This is a genomic window from Paeniglutamicibacter sp. Y32M11 (assembly GCF_019285735.1).
GTDB lineage: Bacteria > Actinomycetota > Actinomycetes > Actinomycetales > Micrococcaceae > Paeniglutamicibacter.
Window position 1 is genome coordinate 3,194,854 of the sequence record NZ_CP079107.1, and the last position, 19,839, is coordinate 3,214,692.

The 19,839-nt window shown below is 61.4% G+C and carries 16 protein-coding genes and 2 pseudogenes; 11 read left to right on the top strand and 7 right to left on the bottom strand.

What is annotated here, in order from left to right:
* Positions 1–39 precede the first annotated feature (39 nt).
* Positions 40–300, top strand: a complete 261-nt coding sequence (locus tag KUF55_RS14190) for a co-chaperone YbbN (RefSeq protein WP_218816999.1) — start codon at positions 40–42, stop codon at positions 298–300.
* A gap of 112 nt (positions 301–412) precedes the next feature.
* Positions 413–1,072, top strand: coding sequence for a YqaJ viral recombinase family protein (locus tag KUF55_RS14195; protein WP_132359358.1), 660 nt, complete (start codon positions 413–415; stop codon positions 1,070–1,072).
* A 12-nt stretch (positions 1,073–1,084) separates the two neighbouring features.
* Here the strand turns inward: KUF55_RS14195 and KUF55_RS14200 are convergent, their stop codons facing one another.
* On the bottom strand, positions 1,085–2,182 hold the full coding sequence (locus KUF55_RS14200; RefSeq protein WP_132359360.1) for a mechanosensitive ion channel family protein: 1,098 nt from the start codon (positions 2,180–2,182) through the stop codon (positions 1,085–1,087).
* 186 nt (positions 2,183–2,368) lie between these two features.
* Here KUF55_RS14200 and KUF55_RS14205 point away from each other — a divergent pair, with 186 nt between their 5' ends.
* The 3 genes from KUF55_RS14205 (at position 2,369) to KUF55_RS14215 (ending at position 5,623) form a co-directional block, all read left to right on the top strand.
* Positions 2,369–2,932, top strand: a complete 564-nt coding sequence (locus KUF55_RS14205) for a hypothetical protein (RefSeq protein ID WP_132359362.1) — start codon at positions 2,369–2,371, stop codon at positions 2,930–2,932.
* A 94-nt stretch (positions 2,933–3,026) separates the two neighbouring features.
* Positions 3,027–4,019 (top strand): PhzF family phenazine biosynthesis protein, encoded by a 993-nt coding sequence (locus tag KUF55_RS14210; RefSeq protein WP_168150345.1) that lies wholly within the window; start codon positions 3,027–3,029, stop codon positions 4,017–4,019.
* 173 nt (positions 4,020–4,192) lie between these two features.
* Positions 4,193–5,623 carry a DHA2 family efflux MFS transporter permease subunit gene (locus KUF55_RS14215; protein ID WP_218818810.1) on the top strand — a complete coding sequence of 477 codons (1,431 nt, stop codon included), beginning with the start codon at positions 4,193–4,195 and terminating at the stop codon, positions 5,621–5,623.
* A 64-nt stretch (positions 5,624–5,687) separates the two neighbouring features.
* Here KUF55_RS14215 and KUF55_RS14220 read toward each other — a convergent pair whose 3' ends face one another.
* Positions 5,688–6,131, bottom strand: coding sequence for a DoxX family membrane protein (locus tag KUF55_RS14220; protein WP_210149154.1), 444 nt, complete (start codon positions 6,129–6,131; stop codon positions 5,688–5,690).
* A gap of 92 nt (positions 6,132–6,223) precedes the next feature.
* On the opposite strand from KUF55_RS14220, the gene KUF55_RS14225 reads away from it, so the two are divergent.
* From KUF55_RS14225 to KUF55_RS14235, 3 genes are all read left to right on the top strand, one after another.
* Positions 6,224–7,018: a TetR family transcriptional regulator gene (locus KUF55_RS14225; RefSeq protein WP_218817000.1), complete on the top strand. Its 795-nt coding sequence runs from the start codon at positions 6,224–6,226 to the stop codon at positions 7,016–7,018.
* On the top strand, positions 7,005–7,610 hold the full coding sequence (locus tag KUF55_RS14230) for a GNAT family N-acetyltransferase (RefSeq protein WP_218817001.1): 606 nt from the start codon (positions 7,005–7,007) through the stop codon (positions 7,608–7,610). Before KUF55_RS14225 ends, KUF55_RS14230 begins: the two co-directional genes overlap by 14 nt.
* Before the next feature lie 87 nt (positions 7,611–7,697).
* Positions 7,698–8,930, top strand: a complete 1,233-nt coding sequence (locus KUF55_RS14235) for an acyl-CoA dehydrogenase family protein (RefSeq protein ID WP_132359372.1) — start codon at positions 7,698–7,700, stop codon at positions 8,928–8,930.
* A 624-nt stretch (positions 8,931–9,554) separates the two neighbouring features.
* Here the strand turns inward: KUF55_RS14235 and KUF55_RS19085 are convergent.
* Positions 9,555–9,703, bottom strand: a pseudogene (locus KUF55_RS19085) (ATP-dependent helicase C-terminal domain-containing protein); the annotation flags it as partial.
* A 19-nt stretch (positions 9,704–9,722) separates the two neighbouring features.
* On the opposite strand from KUF55_RS19085, the pseudogene KUF55_RS18830 reads away from it, so the two are divergent.
* Positions 9,723–9,881 (top strand): annotated as a pseudogene (locus KUF55_RS18830) (acyl-CoA dehydrogenase family protein); the annotation flags it as partial.
* 90 nt (positions 9,882–9,971) lie between these two features.
* Here the strand turns inward: KUF55_RS18830 and KUF55_RS14245 are convergent.
* The gene (locus KUF55_RS14245; protein WP_218817002.1) at positions 9,972–10,937 is read right to left on the bottom strand and encodes an intradiol ring-cleavage dioxygenase; all 966 of its coding nucleotides are present in this window, start codon (positions 10,935–10,937) and stop codon (positions 9,972–9,974) included.
* 273 nt (positions 10,938–11,210) lie between these two features.
* Here KUF55_RS14245 and KUF55_RS14250 point away from each other — a divergent pair, with 273 nt between their 5' ends.
* Complete coding sequence (locus KUF55_RS14250; protein WP_218817003.1) at positions 11,211–12,041, top strand: SDR family NAD(P)-dependent oxidoreductase; 831 nt, start codon at positions 11,211–11,213, stop codon at positions 12,039–12,041.
* 831 nt (positions 12,042–12,872) lie between these two features.
* Here KUF55_RS14250 and hrpB read toward each other — a convergent pair.
* The 3 genes from hrpB to KUF55_RS14265 are packed head-to-tail and all read right to left on the bottom strand — an operon-like array spanning position 12,873 to position 17,067.
* Positions 12,873–15,521 carry an ATP-dependent helicase HrpB gene (gene hrpB / locus KUF55_RS14255; RefSeq protein ID WP_255557062.1) on the bottom strand — a complete coding sequence of 883 codons (2,649 nt, stop codon included), beginning with the start codon at positions 15,519–15,521 and terminating at the stop codon, positions 12,873–12,875.
* Positions 15,522–15,565: 44 nt separating this feature from the next.
* On the bottom strand, positions 15,566–16,300 hold the full coding sequence (locus KUF55_RS14260; protein ID WP_218817005.1) for an ABC transporter permease: 735 nt from the start codon (positions 16,298–16,300) through the stop codon (positions 15,566–15,568).
* Positions 16,297–17,067 (bottom strand): ABC transporter ATP-binding protein, encoded by a 771-nt coding sequence (locus tag KUF55_RS14265; protein WP_218817006.1) that lies wholly within the window; start codon positions 17,065–17,067, stop codon positions 16,297–16,299. The genes KUF55_RS14260 and KUF55_RS14265 overlap by 4 nt, the downstream gene beginning before the upstream one ends.
* A gap of 1,088 nt (positions 17,068–18,155) precedes the next feature.
* On the opposite strand from KUF55_RS14265, the gene KUF55_RS14270 reads away from it, so the two are divergent.
* Complete coding sequence (locus tag KUF55_RS14270) at positions 18,156–19,838, top strand: hypothetical protein (RefSeq protein WP_218817007.1); 1,683 nt, start codon at positions 18,156–18,158, stop codon at positions 19,836–19,838.
* The last annotated feature ends 1 nt before the right edge of the window (position 19,839 follow it).

Consider the following 19,839-nt stretch of genomic DNA (forward strand, 5'->3'; position numbering starts at 1 on the left):
CGGGAATGTCCCGGGCCCCGGGGTGGTTGAAGCACGGTGATGGAACTCGTTCTTTACACCTCAGCCTTCTGCGCACCGTGTGTGCGTGCCCGCTCCGTCCTCGGTCAGGCCCGGGCGCTACTACCCGCCGCCCAGGTCATTGAGGTGGATGTGCTCTCACATCTGGAGGAAGCCGAGACCGCGGGCATCACCTCGACCCCGACCCTGGTGGTCAGCCGGGGCGGCACCGAAGTGTTCCGCGCCACCGGTGTGCCCAGCGTTCCCCAGCTTCTAGCGGCCGCAGCACTCGCCCTCGACTAGGGAATTGTCCGGCCTGACGTGGGATCGAGCGATCGCTCCGGACCGTTTTCGGGCCGGTGCGCCAGCGGGGCGACGATGAGTGGGTTCGCGGTGGTGAGTTTTATTGTGAACAATGGGTCAGGTGATCCCCTCCCCCGTTGAGCCAGCCCACGCAGCCTGCCTGCAACGCATCGTTGCCGATTCTTCCAATCGCATCGCGTGGCTCCGGGCCCGTTCGCAGGGCATCACCGCCACCGACGTGGCCAAGCTATCCACCCCGAAGTCGATCGCCTCAGCGGCCTGGGACAAGCTCCACGGCTCGGGCTTCGGCGGGAATCCCTATACCGACCATGGGCGGGCCCGCGAACCGGTGATCGCCGCGTGGGTGCAAGAAAACTTTGACATTTTGCCCTCCAGCCAGCTGTTCCATGCGGCGGAGAATCACATCCACCTGGCCACCCCCGATGGATTGGGCATCCGTGCCGGCGGACACGTGGAATTGGCGGAAATCAAAACCACCAATAAGCCGTTCAAAACGATTCCGCGGAATTACCTGCGTCAGATGTTTTGGCAGCAATACGTCTTGGGAGCGCAACGCACCCTCTTTGTCTGGGAACCACATAAAGATTTTGTGCCCACCCACGATGAGCCGCTGACCCGCTGGGTGGATCGCGATGATGCGGAGATCAGCGATCTGATCGTCAAGGCCGATGCGATGGTGGCAATCCTGCGCGAGCGCACCGCCGCGGCCCGCGCTCGCGAGGACTACGGACCGGCGGCCCTGTACCTCTAAATCCGTTCGGGGCTAGGCCGCCGGGGCAGTCCCGGGAGCCAACGGCTTGGGCAGTGCCTCGGGGTGATCCCGGCGCAGCTCGGAGATCAGGTGTTCGCGGATGAAGTTGCGCAGATCGTAGAGGTCCCCCGGATTGCGCGCGGATACCGCAATCGTGACCTTGAGGATGCCACCGATGGCATCTGTAACGTTCAAGTCGCCGGTGCGTCCGTCCCACAAATCAGTGGAGGCCAACAGCTGTTCGGTACGGGTGCGCAGGTGCTCGATGGGTGCGTTCCAGTTCAAGTCCAGCAACACCGTCCCACTGATCTCATTGCTGCGCCGCGACCAGTTCTCAAATGGAGTGGTGGTGAAGTAGGTCGAGGGAATAATCAGCCGGCGACCATCCAGCAAGAGCACCACCACGTAGGTGAGAGTGATTTCCTCAATGGCCCCGCGCTGGGTCTCCACCACCACGGTGTCATTGACACGGATGGCGTCGGTGAAGGCGATCTGCAAACCGGCAAAAACATTGGCCAGCGTGGATTGGACGGCCAGTGCGGCCACCACGGAGATCAGGCCGGCGGAGGCCAACAGACCGGCGCCCAACGCCCTGACCTCGGGAATTGTGAGCAAGGCTCCGGCCACCGCCAGGGTGATGACCAGTGCGGTGGCTACCCGGCGCAGCAATCCGACCTGCGTCTGGATCTTGGCCAGACGTCGCGGATTGCCCTCATCCTCGCGGTACTTGGCCAGCACAATCTCTTCGAAGATGCCCATGATGACAATCAGCAGCCAGGCGATGGAACAGATCAATCCCAACAGCAGCACAAATTGCCAGATGTTCACCCAGGGGTGCGCGGCAAAGGACGCCGCCACGGTGACCTTGGTGAAAGCAAAAACCAGGGTGAGGGCCAACGGCATCCGCCGCATCCGGCGTTCCGGGGCTAGCCCCGGAACGCGGTGCAGCATCCGGTTAATAATGAAGCCCAGCACCACGGTGAGCAGCACTGCGGCGAGTAACCCGATCGCAATAACTACCCATGGCTTCAGCATCTCGGGTAATACATCTGTGTTCTGAACAACGTCGCTGACGGTGTCGTCCAATGTTGAAGAGGCAAAAATCTGCATATCAACAAGGGTGTCACATCAAGATGTGCCTCCGCCCTCCGCAGTTGCTGATTCGCCTATATATCTCCTGTGCATTGCAATGACGTGGAGTGTACGCATACCCCCTTGCCGCACCATTTAGCCCGCGCGCATGCTGAATCCGTCACCCCTTCCACTCGCAACACCACACCACTTCAGAGGCACATCATGAAAACCCGTATCGGCGCCGGGGTTGCCGGCGCACTGCTTGTCGCATCACTTGGCCTCAGCCCGGTTTCACCGGCTGCCACCGCCACCGCTCTCACCGCTCCGTATTGCGGTATTACCTGGGGATCGGTTGCCGACTCGGTCGCCGGCTACTCCAGCGCCACCATCACCAATCTGCGCACCGGACGACACGACTGCTTCGACCGGGTGGTCATTGACCTCAAGGGCAAGGTGAAGGGCTACGACGTGCGGTATGTCAGCGCCGTGTACACCGAGGGTCAGGGCAAATTGGTACCGCTAGCCGGCGCAGCTGATTTGCGCGTGATTGTGCGGGCTCCGGCCTACAATTCCTCCGGAACCCCCACGTACAACCCGAGCAATCGGCTCAACGTCAGGGACGTCTCCGGCTACACCACCTTGAGGCAGGTGGCCTTCCTGGGCAGCTTTGAGGGACAGAGCTCCTTCGGAGTCGGGGTCCGGGCCAGGTTGCCGTTCCGCACCTTTGTGCTCACTGGAACCGACGGAACCAGTCGTCTGGTGATCGATGTGGCCCACCGTTGGTAGGTAGACCAGAGGCGAATGGATCGCGCGGAGGCGGTTGGATGACAAAACCACGTCATCCTCCCCCTCCGCGCGGTCTTTGTGTCACGATTCATTTATGAGTATTGCGCGCCCATACAAGCAAGTGGATGTCTTTTCCTCCTCCCCCTACACCGGTAACGGTCTGGCCGTGGTCCTTGACGGCGAAGACCTCAGCGACGCCCAGCTGCTGGCTTTCGCCAACTGGACGAACCTTGCGGAGACGGTTTTCCTGTTGCCCGCCACCCACCCGGACGCCGACTACCGGGCCCGCATTTTCACCACCACCACCGAGCTGCCCTTCGCCGGGCACCCCACGCTGGGAGCCGCCCACGCGTGGCTCGAGGCCGGCGGTGTACCCAAAAACCCCGAGGCGCTGATCCAGGAATGCGGGGCCGGGCTCATTGAGATCCGCCGCGTACCGGGCGAGCACCCACAAGATCCGGAGTCGCTGGCCTTTAAGGCCCCACCCTTGATGCGCACCGGTGAGCTGGAAGAGGACGTGCTCGACTGGGCGCTAGCCGGACTGGGCATCACTCGTGATGATGTGCTGGCCCACCAGTGGTTGGTTAACGGGCCGAACTGGGCCGGGTTGCTGTTGCGTGACGCGGAGCTGGTCCTGTCCCTGGAACCTGACTTTGTGGCGCTGGCCGGGCTCGAAATCGGCGTGATCGGAGCACACACCGTCGGTGCGAAGCAATCGACCTCCTATGACCCGATGGTTCACCAGCAGCGTCCGGCCGGAGCCCGTGAGGAATTGCGCCCGGTCTCCGAGGCGGATGTGCAACGTTCCCAGCGCTTCCGCAATGTGGTCACCGGAGCACCGGCCGATTACGAGGTTCGGGCCTTCTGCCCCGGCGAGGGATTGCAAGAGGATCCGGCGACCGGGTCACTGAATGCCGGCTTTGGTGCCTGGCTCACCGGTTCCGGGTTAGCCCCCTCGTCCTATACCGTGCGTCAGGGAACTCGCGTGGGGCGTGCCGCGATCGTGCAGGTGGATTCGGACGCCGACGGAATCTGGATTGCCGGGCACTCGATGACCTGCATCGATGGCACCGTCATCCTGCCGTAAAGCCGGTCAGCTGGCTCTTCCCCCACCACCGCTGTGAGCTTGCGCTCAGGAGCCCTCCCAGCGGTGGTGGATGAGCGTAGGCTCGTGCGGTGAGTGTGAACAAGGCGACGGCCGAAACAACAAAAGACAAGCAAGCCTGGGGTGCCCTCTGGGCGCTCGTGATCGGCTTCTTCATGATCCTGGTGGATTCCACCATTGTCTCCACGGCGATGCCGGCGATCATGAACGGACTGGACACCGACATCAACGGTGTTATCTGGGTCAACAGCGCCTATCTGCTGGCCTTTGCGGTGCCGCTGCTGATCACCGGCCGTCTGGGCGATCGATTTGGCCCGCGCACCATCTACGTGATTGGCCTGGTAATTTTCACCTTGGCCTCGCTGTGGTGTGGACTCTCCGGGGACATCACCACGCTGATCATTGCGCGAGTGGTCCAGGGCCTGGGTGCCTCGATGATGAGCCCGCAAACCATGACCTTCATTACCCGCATGTTCCCCTATGCCCGCCGCGGCGCGGCCATGGGCGTCTGGGGTGCGGTGGCCGGTATCGCCACTCTGGTGGGTCCGATTCTCGGCGGCATCTTTGTTGACACCCTCGGCTGGGAATGGATCTTCTTCGTCAACGTTCCCGTGGGCATCATCGCCATCTGGCGGGTGCTGCTTAAGGCACCGGAACTCGAACGCCACTCCACGTCCTTTGATTGGCTGGGAGTCATCCTCAGTGCCGCTGCCATGTTCGCCCTAGTCTTTGGCATTCAAGAGGGTAACGCACATGAATGGGGCCCGTTTATTGGCCCGATTGGTTCCTGGCACCTGATCATTGGTGGCCTGGTATTGCTGGGGGTCTTTATCTGGTGGCAGAGTGCCACGCGAGCGGCACCATTGGTGCCGCTGCGCCTGTTCAAGGACCACAACTTTTCACTCGGCAACATCGCCATTGCGTTCATGGGTTTGGCCATCACCGCCATGAGCTTCCCCATGGTGCTCTACCTGCAGTCGGTCCGCGGCATGAGCCCCACCGTCTCCGCTCTGATGCTGGCCCCCATGGCGGTCATCGCCGGTGTGCTGGCCCCGCTGGTGGGCAAGAACATTGCCAAGTTTGAAGCCAAGTACTTTGCCGTCCCGGGATTCTTCCTCTTTGGCGCGGGCATCACCGTGTACGGTCTGATCCTGCGCGAGGACACCCCCATCTGGCTATTGCTGCTGCCGCCGGTAATTATGGGCGTGGGTTCGGCCATGATCTGGCCCTCGGTCTCGCTGGCCGCCACGCGTGGTCTGGGCCAGGCGGATGCCGGAGCGGGATCGGGCGTCTACAACACCACCCGTCAGGTCGGTGCGGTACTGGGTTCGGCGCTGATTGCGCTGATGATGGAGTCGCGTATCGCCGTTGAATCCGAAAAGGCCGTGGCCTCGATGGCCGCCGGTTCCGCTGGTGCACCTAGCGGTGTGGGATCGTCGGAAATGGGCGGTGGCGCGGCAGTCCCGGAATTCCTGCATCACGCCTTCTCGCTGGCTCTGGGCCAGGCACTGCTGCTTCCGGGCATCGTGGCCATGGCCGCAGCCCTGGTGGCGCTGATGTTCCGCAAGGGCGCGCACAAGAACTAAGGTTTCTAGGTTCTTGCCCGCGCCCCCGGCGTTTGCCCCACGGCAGGCACCGGGGGCGTTTTACTTACTTCTTGACGGCAACTTCCTTGATTTTGGTCTTGGTCTTGCCTCGACCAAAGACCAAGGCCACGGCGATACCGGCAAGCCAGAAGTCCTTGGCCATGGCCACTCCGTTGGGAGTGGGACGGATGCCGTCGGACTCGGTCATCCCCGGAGTCTTGAGGTAGGTGGCGACCAGACCCGCGGCGAAGGCACCAAGACCCAGGCCGGCCAGGCGTGAGGGGATGAACGGGGTGAGCAGGGCCGATCCCACGGCGATTTCCCCGGCGGCAAGTGCCTTGCCGAAGAGTGCCGGTTCAACCTTGTTAACCTGCGGGATGGCGTTGGCGGTCATGGACTGCAGGCCCTCGGCCGATTCGGCCGGAAGGCGCAGCTTGCCGATGCCGCTGTTGAGGATATAGGCACCCGCGACGAGTCGTAGTGCTACGTTGGCGATGTTCAGGCCCATGGGTGATTCTCCTGGTCGTTGGGTGGTGAAAATTTTGATGTATACCCCCACCCTATGGTTTGGAACTTCACCAAGGCTAGGGTCTCCCCGGTGTGGCGGCTGCCAACTATCTGCAAGGCAGGCGGCATTGGCTTGGCCACATTCTGCTGCTATTGGCGTCATCGGCAGGCATTGCGCTGGCTGCTCGTGCTAAATTCGCGTTCATGATTACCTCCTCCGCGGTTCCCGATGCCGCGCTGCGTTTGTTGGTTGAAAAGGGCTTTGATGCCACGAGTGTGGATGCCTTGGCACAGGCGGCCGGCATTTCGCGGTCTACCTTCTTCAGGCGCTTTGGATCAAAGGAGGAAATGGTCTTCGCCGATATGGAGACCATCATTCACCATCTGGAAACGGTGTTGGCTACTTCTTCGGCCGGTCCCGTGCGCTCACTGGTGAATGCCGGGCTGACTGTTTTTGATCAGCACACCGCGCGCCCCGAGGCCGCCGAGCTGCGGCACCGACTGCTGCTCGATGTCCCCTCGTTGCGTGATCGCGAGCTGGTCTCCATCCACCGGTACGAGCGGGTCTTCCGTAACCACCTGCGCGATCGCGGCCTCTATTCACTGACGCATGGACGGGCCATGTGTATAGCCTTCGCCTCCGGCGTGGTCGCTGTGCACAATGACCACCTGCGCCGTTGGTTGCGCCATCCCGAGGAGGCCAGGCGTCCGGAGTTGGAGCGTGAGCTCAACGCGCTCGGTGCGCTCTATGCCCCGGTGCTTGAACCCCAGGAATCGGCACCGACCCCGGAGCCCACCACCGTGGTCATCACGATCGCTGGCGGTGCACCAGACACCGAGGCGGTGCTCGCGCAGGTGCGCGATGCTCTGGACAATGCCCGAGCTTGAGTCCCGCGTGGCACCATCGCTGCGCGAGGTGCCCTGCTGGCCGCTGAGCACACCACGTCTGGTGCTGCGCCCGGCCACCGTCGCTGATGCCCGGGCAACGTGGGGCTACCGCAAGCTGCCGGAGAATTCGCGCTGGGTGACCAGCCTCTGGGATGACTACGCCGAATACCTTCGGTCGTTTCGAGAGCCGGAGCATCTGCGTGAGCGCCTCGTGGTGGAGTTATCCGGCGACGTGGTGGGTGAGGTGGTGATTCGCCGTCAGGATGCCTGGTCGCAAACCGAATCGAGGAAGGCTGCGAGCGGAGTCGAGGCCGAACTTGGGTGGTCGTTGAATCCGGCATGTTCCGGTCGCGGCTTGGCCAGCGAGGCGGTGTCGGCGGTACTACGTCTGGGTTTTGAAGAACTGGGCCTGCGCCGCGTTCGGGCGCGGTGTTTCAGCGCCAATGTTCCCTCCTGGAAGCTCATGGAACGGATCAGGATGCGCCGGGAGGCGCATCTGGTCTCAGGAGTTCTGCACCGTGATGGCCGATGGATGGATGGCTATTCTTACGCGTTGCTCAAAGACGAATGGCTGGCCCAACAAGGCCAATGAAACGCAGTGCCTTGACCTGACACTGCGTTCCAGTATGCTTGGTGATCTAGCTCATCATCACAGTCCACGAAAGGTCACCACCGCGCCATGAACATTGCAGCCGAGTCGAGCATCGAGTTTCCCGCCGGTGTCATTGAACCGGAGTACGAACTCTGGGGCGAGGTGGATGTTGATCCCGCAGGCCTCTTTGAGGACATCAATGACGCGGATCGCGCCTACTGGGACCGCGCCCGCGCCTTCGGCCTCCATGAGGTCCGCCCGGTCATCGACGGATACTGGGACAAGGCCGACTACCCACTCGAGCTGGCGAAGCGACTGGGCGAGCTAGATCTGCTGCGCGACGGCCTCACCCTGGAGGGTTACGCCCCCATGAGCGTGCTGGCCGCCGGACTGGTGAACATGGAACTCTCTCGCGCCGACGGATCGGTGGGAACCATCGCCGCCGTACAGGCAGGGTTGGCCCTGCGCTCGATCACCGAGTGCGGCTCCCCCGAACAGATCGCCGAGTGGGGCCCGAAGCTGGCCAACGCCGAGGTGCTCGGAGCCTTTGCGCTGACCGAACCCACCCATGGCTCCGATTCGGTGTCCCTAGAGACCCGCGCGGTGCGGGTTGCCGGCGGGTACCGGATCAGTGGCGAAAAGAAGTGGATCGGCAACGGCTCGGTCGGTGGCATCACCATCGTGTGGGCACGCGATGAGGAGAAGAAGGTCCGCGGCTTCATTGTGCAGCAGGAGTGGGAGGGTTACACCGGCACCACGATCGAGGGCAAGCTCTCACTGCGCGCCATCTGGCAGGCACACATCCGCATGGACAATGTTTTTGTCCCGGATTCTCACGTTTTACCCGAAGCCAATAGCTTCAAGGACACCTCCAAGGTCCTCTTTGCCACCCGCCTGGGTGTCGCCTGGTCCGCGGTCGGTCACGCCACCGCCTGCTATGAGAGCGCCGTGCAATATGCCGCCCAGCGCATCCAGTTCGGCCGCCCGCTGGCGGCCAGCCAGATTGTGCAGGAACGTCTGACGCGTATGCACTCGGAGCTCGCCACCATGCAGCTGAGCGTCATGCAGGCCACCCGCCGCGAAGAAGCCGGAACGCTGACCCCGGTCCAGGCATCGCTGGCAAAGTTCACCTGCACCCGCTTGGCGCGCGGTATCGCCTCGAACGCCCGCGACCTACTCGGCGGCAACGGCATCCTGCTCAAGCACCGCGTGGCGCGGCACATTGCCGATATTGAGGCCATCCACACCTATGAGGGCACCGAGACGGTACAGGCACTGATCATTGGTCGCTCCATCACCGGGATCTCCGCCTTCGCCTAAACCCAAGTAGCCCTACACAGAACCATGGTGCGGTGGCCCGCGAGATGATATCCCGCTGGCCACCGCACCATTTTTGGTTGTGAGACCAACCGTTGGACTCCACCAAATATCTTCGGCAGGAAAAATTGTTCAAAAAATTCTTTTTAACGTGCCAAAAAATATTTTGCTACAAATGTTCCATCGTTTCTTATTTTTCTTACTCAATCAAAATCACTGTTACGGCAACGTTACGATTTCGAATTGAAAATCTACCCATTAAATGAATACGGTTAAGAGGCGGATAAGGTTGCCCCCAAGCCCCGAATCCGCATCGGGAGTGCGGATATCCCCAAGCTAGCCGCCCCCCACCGAAGGAGCATGGCTCCTTCACACCAAAGAGTCCAACCCGCGGGAGGATTCTTAGAACGGGGTCTTCCTGCACTGCGTGCGGGAAGATCCCCGCCTCCGCTTCATGAACTATCCCGATCCACGAGCCACAGCCTTCCGCGCAACACACCGTTCGCTGTTTACATTTGTCCGCAGTGCCATAAGGATTCCTTGCAGTAGTCGTTGGTTCTTGACGGCCGCCAAAGGACGACGTTCCCACCCGCTTACCCATCTGCCTCTTAGCGTTTTGCGTCCGAGGGCAGTCCCCGGGTCCTCGGGCCACGCGCGCTTGGGGTACCGGCCCCGTTTTTCGGCGCGCACCTGCGCATAGGGACCCGACCGAAAGAGGCCAGATCCTCTGTGACAGCTCGCGGGCGTCCGGCCGGGGAAAGTAGACGGATGAGGACCTAGATCCTACCCTTGACCAACGCCCGCGATCTGCTCGCGGGCAACGGCATCCTCCTCAAGCACGGCGTGGCTCGGCACATTGCCGACATTGAGGCCATCCACACCTATGAGGGCACCGAGACGGTACAGGCACTGATCATTGGTCGCTCCATGACCGGGATCTCCGCTTTCGCCTAAACCCCAGTAGCCCTACACAGAACCATGGTGCGGTGGCCCGCGAGATGATATCCCGCTGGCCACCGCACCATCAGTTTTAGCTGGTGGGGGCTAGCTGCTGGAGCCCGGAGCGCCCGGTGCGCCGATGGGCGGTGTTCCGCCGCCCATCCCGCCACCACCGCCCATGCCGCCGGCGGCGGGGGTTGTCGCGGTATCCACACCAACGTCCAGGACCACCGTGTAGCCGGAGCCCGTATCCCCGGTAACGGTGGCCAGCTGGCTGGCACCGCCGTCGTCGCCAAAAATGCCGTCGCTCTCCAGGGATACCTGGGCCAAAGTCCGCACCGAGGCTTCGTAGCCGGCGGTCGCGTAAACGGCCTCCGAAACATCCTTCGGCAACGCCACCTGGGAGGTGGCAATGGCCTTGGTGGCGTCGGTGATCGACGCGGCGTCCGGGTAAACCTCAAAGTGGATATGCGGCCAGCGACCCGTGTAACAAGCCGGGAAGATGCTGGTGAAGCGGACCGTGCCGTTGGCGTCGGCCACCTGCACACCGCGGAGGTAGTTTTCCTCCTCAACAGCGGCGGTATACATCGAGTAGTTTCCCTCTCGGTCGCAGTGCCAGACGTAGACGGCCACCCCGGCAAAGGCCGTCGAGGAATTCGCCATGTCCTTGATGTTCAGTTCGATGGTCATCGGGATTCCCGCGGCGGTCCCGCTGGCGTCCCCGAAGCTGGTCCGAATGTCGCTGCGCACGATGCCGCTTTGTTCCAGGATGTCGGGCCCGTTGGAGCCGTCGCCGGGGTAAGGGCCGGCGGTTTCATCGGGGATTTCCCCGGAGGCCGTGCCGGTGGCCGAGCTGGAGGCGCTCGAGTTACCGGTGGTGGTACATGCCGCCAGAGTGAAGACCAGTGCGCCGGCGCCCAAGGCCTTCAGCGCCGTGCGGCGCCCGAGCAGCATCTGGACGTCAAAGCCCAGCCCCTGGTCCTCGAGGTCTTCATCGGGCCGCGGCAGGGTCCGGCCCCGGTAGCTCGGGTGCCCCGAGGTGGACGAGGCGTTCGAATGCTGGATGGCCATGTGATGGGGTCCTAAGCTCTTGGTTGCGGCCCCCGCGGGGGCACCTGGTGAATTGATAACTACAGTAGATGGCAGGGGTATGCCAGAGCTGTGACCGGACCCAGTGCCGCCTATGCGGATCGGGGGTGGAAGTGCGCTCGAGAATCCGGCGCATCGCGAAGCACGATCCGAGCCAAGGACCGCTCCGCGATCCTTACGGCCACGCGCCGCCGGCCGGACGAGTAGGCTTCGAAGCGGGGTTGTTACCCCGCTCCCCCGGTGAAAGGCACACACATGCGACGACAAACGATCATTATCACCGGGGCGAGTGATGGAATCGGGGCGGAGGCTGCACGTGCGCTCGGCCGCCAAGGCCATGAAGTGGTCGTCGTGGGCAGGAACCAAGAAAGGACCGCTTCCGTCGCCCGGGAAATCAACGCCGATTACTTCCTCGTTGACTTCTCCGATCTTGGCGAGGTCCGCAATTTGGCGGCACTGCTGCTGGAAAAGTATCCACGCATCGACGTCCTGGCCAACAATGCCGGCGGCATCTTCACCCCCGCGCGCCAGGAGACGACCGACGGTTTCGAGATGACATTCCAGGTCAACTACCTTGCCCCGTTTCTCCTCACCCATCTTTTGCTGGACCGACTCGTCGCCTCCCGCGCGACGGTCATCAATACCTCGAGCGTGGCCAACCGGCTTTACGGCAACGTGGATCTTTCCGACCTGAACGCCGAGCGTTATTACGATCCCAAGCGTGCCTACGGAAATGCCAAGCTCGAACAGATCATGTTCACGCGAGAACTGCATCGCCGCTTCGGGCCGCAGGGACTGACCTCAGCGTCTTTCCACCCGGGGATCGTCAGCACCGGCTTTTCCCGCGCCCCCGGCGCATCGATGGAAGGCATCTACGGCAATTGGTTCATCTCCAAGTTCCTCGCAAGCCCGCGGAAGGGCGCCGATACGCTGATTTGGCTCGCGTCGGAGGACCGCGGGAAAACCTGGCCCTCCGGTGAATTCTTCACCCGCCGCAAGGTCGCCCCAACAAACCCGCAGGCCAATGATGCATCGCTCTGCGCAGAACTCTGGAACCAAAGCCAGGAACTCCTGCAGATCGGTTGATCCCCTGCTACCCGCCGCCGGGTTCCAGACATTGTCCTGAATCTATTTCTGGCACTTACCGGGATTCACCACCTGAGTATTGCCCGCAGGGAGGTCTAGTTCTTGGATCCCGACCGGGTACAGGTCGACAGCGATACTAAGGCTGTATGGCTGACTCGCCTGTTCTTTCGGCCACTACCGGTGGCATAAGCGGCGCGGTCAAAGGGCACGACCGTAGAAACATTACGAGATCCCGACCACGCATGAACCAGCCGAGCGAAGCGGCGAATCAGTGGATGCCGCTGGCCCATCACCTGGCCGACGTTCGTCCAGACCGTGCCACGACCATTGGCACGCTTACCGTTCGCTTGCCCAAGGTATACGGTGGTTCAAAACAACTTTCAGGGTGGCCTCCGTGGCACTGGTCATGACGATGATTTTCTCAACGTGACACAACACGAACTCCCTGGACTTGCTTCTCTTCGTAACGCCAACAAGTTCACCGCGTATGTTCGGCACGATATTTTCTTAGAAAAAACGATATTTCGCTATCCCGATATTTTTTCTGGTACAAATACCCATCAGCTTAAGCTTTCTTGTGAACGGAAAATACCGTTACGGGAACGTTATGATGCTGGATTCAAAATACACCCATCGGATCAAATAGGATTAAAAAGCGGACAAGGGCGCCCCCCAGGCACCGAACCTGCGCCGAGAAGGCGACCAGCCCCAAACTGGACGCCTCCCACAGAAGGAGTGTGACTCCTTCGCACCGAAGAGTCCACCCCTGCGGGTGGATTTCTGGTACGGGGTTTTCCCACACGATGTGTGGGGAGGCCCCGTACGAACTTGCTAGCCCATCCGCTTCTTGACATGTCGAGTTGCTGGAGCAGTCCAAGGGTCTTCGGGCCAAGGATGCTTGGGATATCGTCCTCGGTTTTCGGCACGCACCTGCGCGTAGGGACCGGACCAAAAAGAGGCCAGATCGTCGGTGACGGCCAGCGGCCGCCCGGCCGGCGACAGCAGATGGAAGAGGACCGAAACTCGGCCTTTGACCAGTGCAGGTGAAACTGCCAGCCCAAAGCATTCCTGCAATTTCACGGCCACCACGGGAGGTGCCTCGGGCTGGTCAAGAGGAGGGTAGCTGATGCGGATCCTCGAACCACTGGGTACCGTGAGGTGCTCAGGCACCAACTCATCCATGCCCGTGGCTTCGGGCCAGGGCAGTAACCGGCGCAGGGCGTCGGTCAGATTCAAGGATCCGGGAGACTTTCCGCCGGCGAGCGCCTCAAGTTCCGGGGCCAGCCAGTTCTCCGCACCCGCCAGCAACGATTCGTCATCCATTGCCGGCCACGGATCACCAAGGATGCGGTGCACCATGGCCAGGCGGCTACGCAGTAGGGATGCGCTCTCGGAGAAGCTCAGCATCCCCAGACCGTTTTCACGCAGGGCATCAAGCACCGCGGCCCTGCCCTGCGCACGGGTTGGAGCCACCGGTGTGCTGGCTAGTTCGATGGCACCTAGGCGGTGTTCCTTGCGGGCGTTGAGCTTGCCCCGGGCAAAGGTGGTGGTGACTTCGGTTTTTTCAAGGTGCGCGGCGGCCAATAGGGCAACTGACTCATCCAGTGGTGCTGCGGCACGGATTAGCGCCCCGGTACCCGCCGCGTCACGGCCGGCTGCACGGGCCACCTCGGCCACGGCAATCCAAGGGTGGTGAGCCAACGGGCTTCCTGCAGGTAGCCCGGCACGAGTTCCGGAAGCCAAGAGGTACGTGGCGCCAGCTGCGTGTTGCACCCGGCGTGCCACCTGACCGGGGTAGGCAAGCGCTACCACGGTGCCCAATTCCAATCCCGCGACAAGACTGCGATCGCTCGGCGCTACGGAGCCCGCCGCCGGTGCTGCTCGCTTGATCAGGGATTCCAAGCGTGCTGCTTCACGCTTCCAGATAGCGGATTGTGGGTGTCCCCCATTGCGCAAGGCTGAGAGCAATGCACCTAGGTCTGCGCCTTGGGCGCGGTAGTCTCCGGCGAGCAGGGCCACGGCCTGTGCCACGGTGCTATTCCCCAGCAATGGGGCTCCATCTAATAACGCCCGGCCCAAGCGTGGGTCCGCTGGAATACTGGCCAGCCGCCTACCCAGCGCGGTGGCGTGCCCCGACGCATCAATGGCGCCGAGGTGTTCAAGCACCAGGGTGGCAGATTGCAGACTCAAGGCTGGCGGTGCCTCCGGCAGGTGTAGACCGGCGCCGCCCGGAGCGCCCCAGCATGCCAGGGTCAGGGCCGCGGAGGTCAAATCGGCGACGGTGATTTCGGCCCGGGCGTGCGCGGGGGCAGCGGCAAAGCTCTTTTCGGCAAAGGCGCGCACCACGCGTCCCGGTCCTTGACGGGCAGCACGTCCCGCGCGCTGGATGCTGGAGGCTCGCGAGGCCGAGACGGTGACCAGCCCGCTCATTGAGCGTGCCGCGTCCCGTCGTGGTTCGCGGGCTAGGCCCGAATCGATGACCAAGCGCACTCCGGGGACGGTCAGTGAGGATTCTGCCAAGGAGGTGGAAACTATAATGCGTGGGAGTCCACCGGGTTCCCGCCCGGAGACCGCTCTATCCTGCATGGCGGCGGTGATCTGCCCGTGGAGCTCCAAAACCTCGGTCCCCGGTGCATAGGTGCGGATTTGCGCGGCAACTTCCGCTACTTCCCAGGCCCCGGGCACAAAGACAAGTGCGTCGATGCCTGGATCGGATTCCAGGGCGTGAGCGTGGGCCGAGGCTGCCGTGGCAGCTACGTGGGTCAGGAAGGTCCGGGAGACCCCACGGTCAGTCAATCTGGGGGCAGCGGCGGGCTCCCACTGAATGGAAAGTTCGTGCAATGCCGAGGGGCAATCAATCACCGGAGCAGGGCCCGTGCCCTCCGCGTTGCCGAGCAACTGAGCAAAACGTGGCGCATCAAGAGTTGCCGACATGGCGATCAGCATCAGATCCCCGCGCAGCTCATGGACCTCGCGCAGCATGCCAAGTAGCAGGTCGGTTTCCAGGCCACGTTCGTGGACCTCATCAATGATCACCGCTGCGATACCGTCCAGACCGGGGTCGGCCAAGAGCCGACGCAACAGGATCCCGGGGGTCACAAATTCCACGATGGTGCCCGAACCCGTGGTGTTCTCACCACGGACGGTGAATCCCACCTTCAACCCCGGCCCACTAGCATCCAGCACGGCTAGGCGCCTGGCTGCCGAGCGTGCTGCCACGCGGCGCGGTTGGGTCACGATGATGCGCACCGGGGAACCTGCCCGTGCTGCAGCAACATTGGCCACCAATGGTGGCACCAACGTGGTCTTACCCGTTCCGGGAGGTGCTTGGATCAGTGCTGTGGCGGCTTCTCCCCCGTCCTGAAGTACCGCTTCCAGTTCGGGCAGCGACCCGGCAAAGACCAGTCCTGCGGAGATCTTCTCTAGATCAAAGGGCGTTATCGCTGGGGATAAAGACTTGTTGAATGCTTGCTCGCTCACCAGCCCCATTATCCAGCCTTCGGCACCACGCCGGCGCCGCCGACTCAGGCTGTTCGGCGACGCAGCGTCAGTGAACCGATAATGATGGCGCCGAGGATCCATGCAGCAATGAACCCGATGCGCACCCAGATGTATCCGGTATCGGTATCTCCGTTGGCCACGGCGGTCAAGGCATCAATAGCGTGACTCAGTGGCAACACATCCCCAATGGCTTCAAGCACCGAGGGCAGTTGCTCGCGCGGTAGGAAAATTCCACCGAGCAAGATCTGCGGGAAGACTAGGGCCGGCATAAATTGGACTACCTGGAATTCACTGCGGGCAAAGGCGCTGGCCAGCAACCCCAATGCGGTGCCCAGCAACGCGTCAGCGATGGCCACCATGAAGAGTAGGCCCACGTTGCCACTGACCTCGAGCCCCGCAACCCACACAGCGAATCCCACCGCGATCCCCGTCTGCACAATGGCCAACAGCCCGAAGGCCAGCGCATAACCCAGAATGAAGTCGGCCTTGCCCATGGGCAGTGATAGTAATCGTTCTAGGGTGCCGCTGCGCCGCTCGCGCAGGGTCGCAATGGACGTCACGAGGAACATCACGATAAAGGGGAAGAGTGCAATCATCGCCGGGCCAATGCGCGCAAAGACCGGGGTATCGGTAAAGATCCAGGCGACCAGCCCCACGAGCAGTGCGGGGACCAGCAATAACAGGACCAGCGTGCGGTGGTCGTGGCGTATTTGGTTCAGTACCCGTGCTGCCGTAGCAAGGATTCTCGAGAGTTTCATGATGTCGCCCCTGTTGCCCGGTGCTTCCCTGCCGGAGGCAGCTTTGCCTCATCTGTTCCTTGTATCAAGGCCAGAAACGCGTCCTCGGCCGTGGAAGTTCCGGTGCGCTCCAAAAGGCCAGCCGGGGTATCACTGGCAATAATGCGACCCTCACGCATCAAGATCAGTCGACCACAACGAGTAGCCTCATCCATCACATGGCTGGATACCAACAAGGTCACCCCATTGGATGCCAAGTCGGCAAAAAGTTCCCACAAGGAAACCCGCAGCACCGGATCCAATCCAACCGTTGGTTCATCCAAGACCAAGAGTTCAGGGTTGCCCAGCAGCGCGATGCCGAGCGAGAGTCTGCTGCGTTGACCTCCGGAGAGATCTCGCGCCATTGAATCTGCCACCGACCCCAGATCGGTGCGTTCGATGATGTCGGGGACTTGAGGTGCTGCGGCACCAACGATCTTGGCGAAGTAGGAAAGGTTGGCCTTGACCGTAATGTCGTCGTAAATGCTTGCTTCTTGGGTCATATAGCCCACGCGGTGACGGAGCCCCACGGATCCGGCGGGCTCCCCCAGCACCGTGATTTCACCGGAGGAAATGATTTGTGTGCCCACGATCGAACGCATCAACGTTGATTTGCCACAACCGCTGGGACCCAATAATCCCACCACTTCCCCGCGGGGTACCTGTAAATCAAGGTGGGGCAACACTAGTGTCTTTCCGCGTTTCACCTGAAGTCCGGTGATTGCGACCGCTGCGCTCGAGTCATCCATTCTTTGAGTGTTGACCCGCGTTCCCGCCCCGTCAAGGCCGGTGGCCAATGGAAGGTGGGACGCAGGCCAAACCTCGGGCCATTGGTGCTTTTCACCGCCGGTCATAGCGTCACTTCACTCGTACTGGGCAAACCAAGCTGCCCGAAACGAACCCGTTCAGACTGCGGAGCACTACATTATCGACCACGACTCAGAAGCAAGATCGGCTTTGCCTGTGGCGATTCTTGTGGTCGTGATTGACCGCCAGCATCCCGAGGTTCTTAACACGACAGCGAGGCTTGCCGCCTCGCTCAAGTGGGACTTGGTTAGCACCTTTGCCGTGACAGAGCTTGAAGCCCACGAGTAGCGGGAACGCAGCGCCATTAACTTCGAGACGCTGAAATCTGACGCGCTTGAGGATCTTGGGGTCGAACCGATTCTGCGGCTACGAGCATCCGTGGATGCTGCCCCGCGATCCAAGTTTTGGGTCCCCGGAATTCCCAGGAAGCGAATCTTCGGATTCACCGCGGCAAGGCCTCACAGCTCAACAGTGGCGCGTTTGCCGTTCAACCGCAAAGTTCCGTATTGGTGATGCCAAATGGGCTCCTCGCATCCGCTGGAATTAGCCCCGTTCGAAGCTGACTCCGCAGTCGATCACCCTACGCCTTCAGGGATGAGCCCTCTCATCGCCACTGCACTATCCGCCGCAATTGATGACCAAGCGACAACACAAGACGGTAATGGAAACATGGCTTTCTCGTCGGAATTTGCCCATGTACAGGCGGGCGCAACTCCGTCATCCCGCTCACGACTATTCGCTGGTCAAGAACCGTCCGTTGAGTTCGTAGACGGTCAATACCACATGATCTACAACCTTCCGGGAAGTGGACTCATGCACCGAACATGCGCAAGCAACTCGGACCCTACGAATCCGACGGCATGGTCCGCCCCTGAACCAACTGGGATCACAGGGATACACCACGCGGCACTTTACGTAGAGGGTTCAAATCTCTATGTTTACGGGGGGAAATGTCACGACCCAGAACCTCATGGTGGCAACGGCAACAACGGCAAATTGGTTGTCTTGGACAGTTCGCTCAACTCCTGTCATGAGCGCACCCATCGGGAATACGGGGCCAACGTCAGGCACAGGAAATCCCTTTGTCATCAAGCGTGGCCCCGGTGATTACGTGATGTTCATCGAGGCGGGATGGACAGGCACCACCAATGGTCTAACCAAGTTCATGTGGCAAACGTGGGTCGCTATTGGCACAAGCCCCCTAGGACCATTCGTCAAAGTCCGTGAGGATGCTTTGCAGTCACTACGACCATTCGGAATCGGCATGGGTGGTGGGCCGTACGTGGTCCGCGAAAACGATCAGTGGCTCATGCTCTTCCACGGCACGGGAACTCATCAGACGGTCATGCCTACAGACGGATACCGGGCGGTAAATAACGGGAATCTTACCGATGACACCTGGGAAATTCTGGACATTAATCGCTCATTTATCCGCCGCTCGCGCCCGTCCGAAGTGGATCAAGTTGCAGATCTCCACGGGTGTGAAGGACCGGACGGGGCGAAATATATTTTCTACTCCGGGAACCAGAACGGCAACAGCGACGCTGCTGCCGGTGTATTCAACGTCATGGCTACCCGCACGCGGCCTGCGGTGCTTCGAACTGCGTCCGGGGGAAGGCTGGAGCAAGTCCCCACGGACGGGCAGAAGCCGGTGTCCGCGCAGCCCACAATCGTGTGGACCGATCTACCTCAACTGAATCCGGCCGGAACGCTATCCACCGGCCCCTGGGGCGTCGAGGTGCAACCTGCGGCGCTGGGCGGTGTGGTGCGGACAAACTACGTCGGTCAAGAGGGTGACTATATTGCTTTCCAGAATCGACTGGTGACAGGTAAGTACGCTTTCCGAATCCTCACCGAGCATGGACCGGACATGGGGCGGCTAGCATTTCGAGTACGTGGTGGAACCATCAGGGATGGTGTGATCTTTACCGAAGTGGCCGACCTATACGCCCCAACAAAGTCATACAACAATGCCCACGAATTCCGTTTCGAGCTGCTCGGAGACTATGACGGACTGGTCTGGATACAGCTACAGGTGGCCACGGAAACGAATGCAGGATCGACTGGATACCGCATCGCTGACCAAGGTTGGCGCATGTACCGGCTAGACATGGTGGAAGCCGCGTTCGATCCATTGCGCCGACCTGGGGTATCTAGTGTTGTTACGGATTCTTTCGACCGCGCCGACACCGCTAACACCCCCGGCGCGTCGTGGGTACAGTACTACGACCCAGACGGGTCACCTTCAACGCGGTTCCGCATCGCCTCCAACATGATGACGCTCACCGCAGGTTCGTCGTCCGCAGACCAGTGCGTGTGGGGTACCGACCTTGGATCACCAGACTTCCGCGTCAGGACATGGATTGATCTGGGTAGCTCTACCAGTGCCGGAATCATTGTGCGCTGGGTGGACTACCGCAACTTCATCGGAGTTCGATTCAACGCAACCGGACAGGGTCTCCTTTACCGAGTGGTGGACGGCGCTACCGCCGCGATCCAGTCGGCGGAAGCGGCACTCACTACACCGAGTGAAGTCACGGTAACCGTCGCCGGGAACACAGCAACGGTATATGTGGGAACCACTCAGATCATCAGCAACACCCTAGGAACCCTCCCCGCCGCAATGAACACCGCGCAAAAGGTCGGGCTTAGGGCTAACTCTGCTGGGGCAACGCCACCAAGATTCAACAACTTCTTGGCAACGCCCGCCTAGC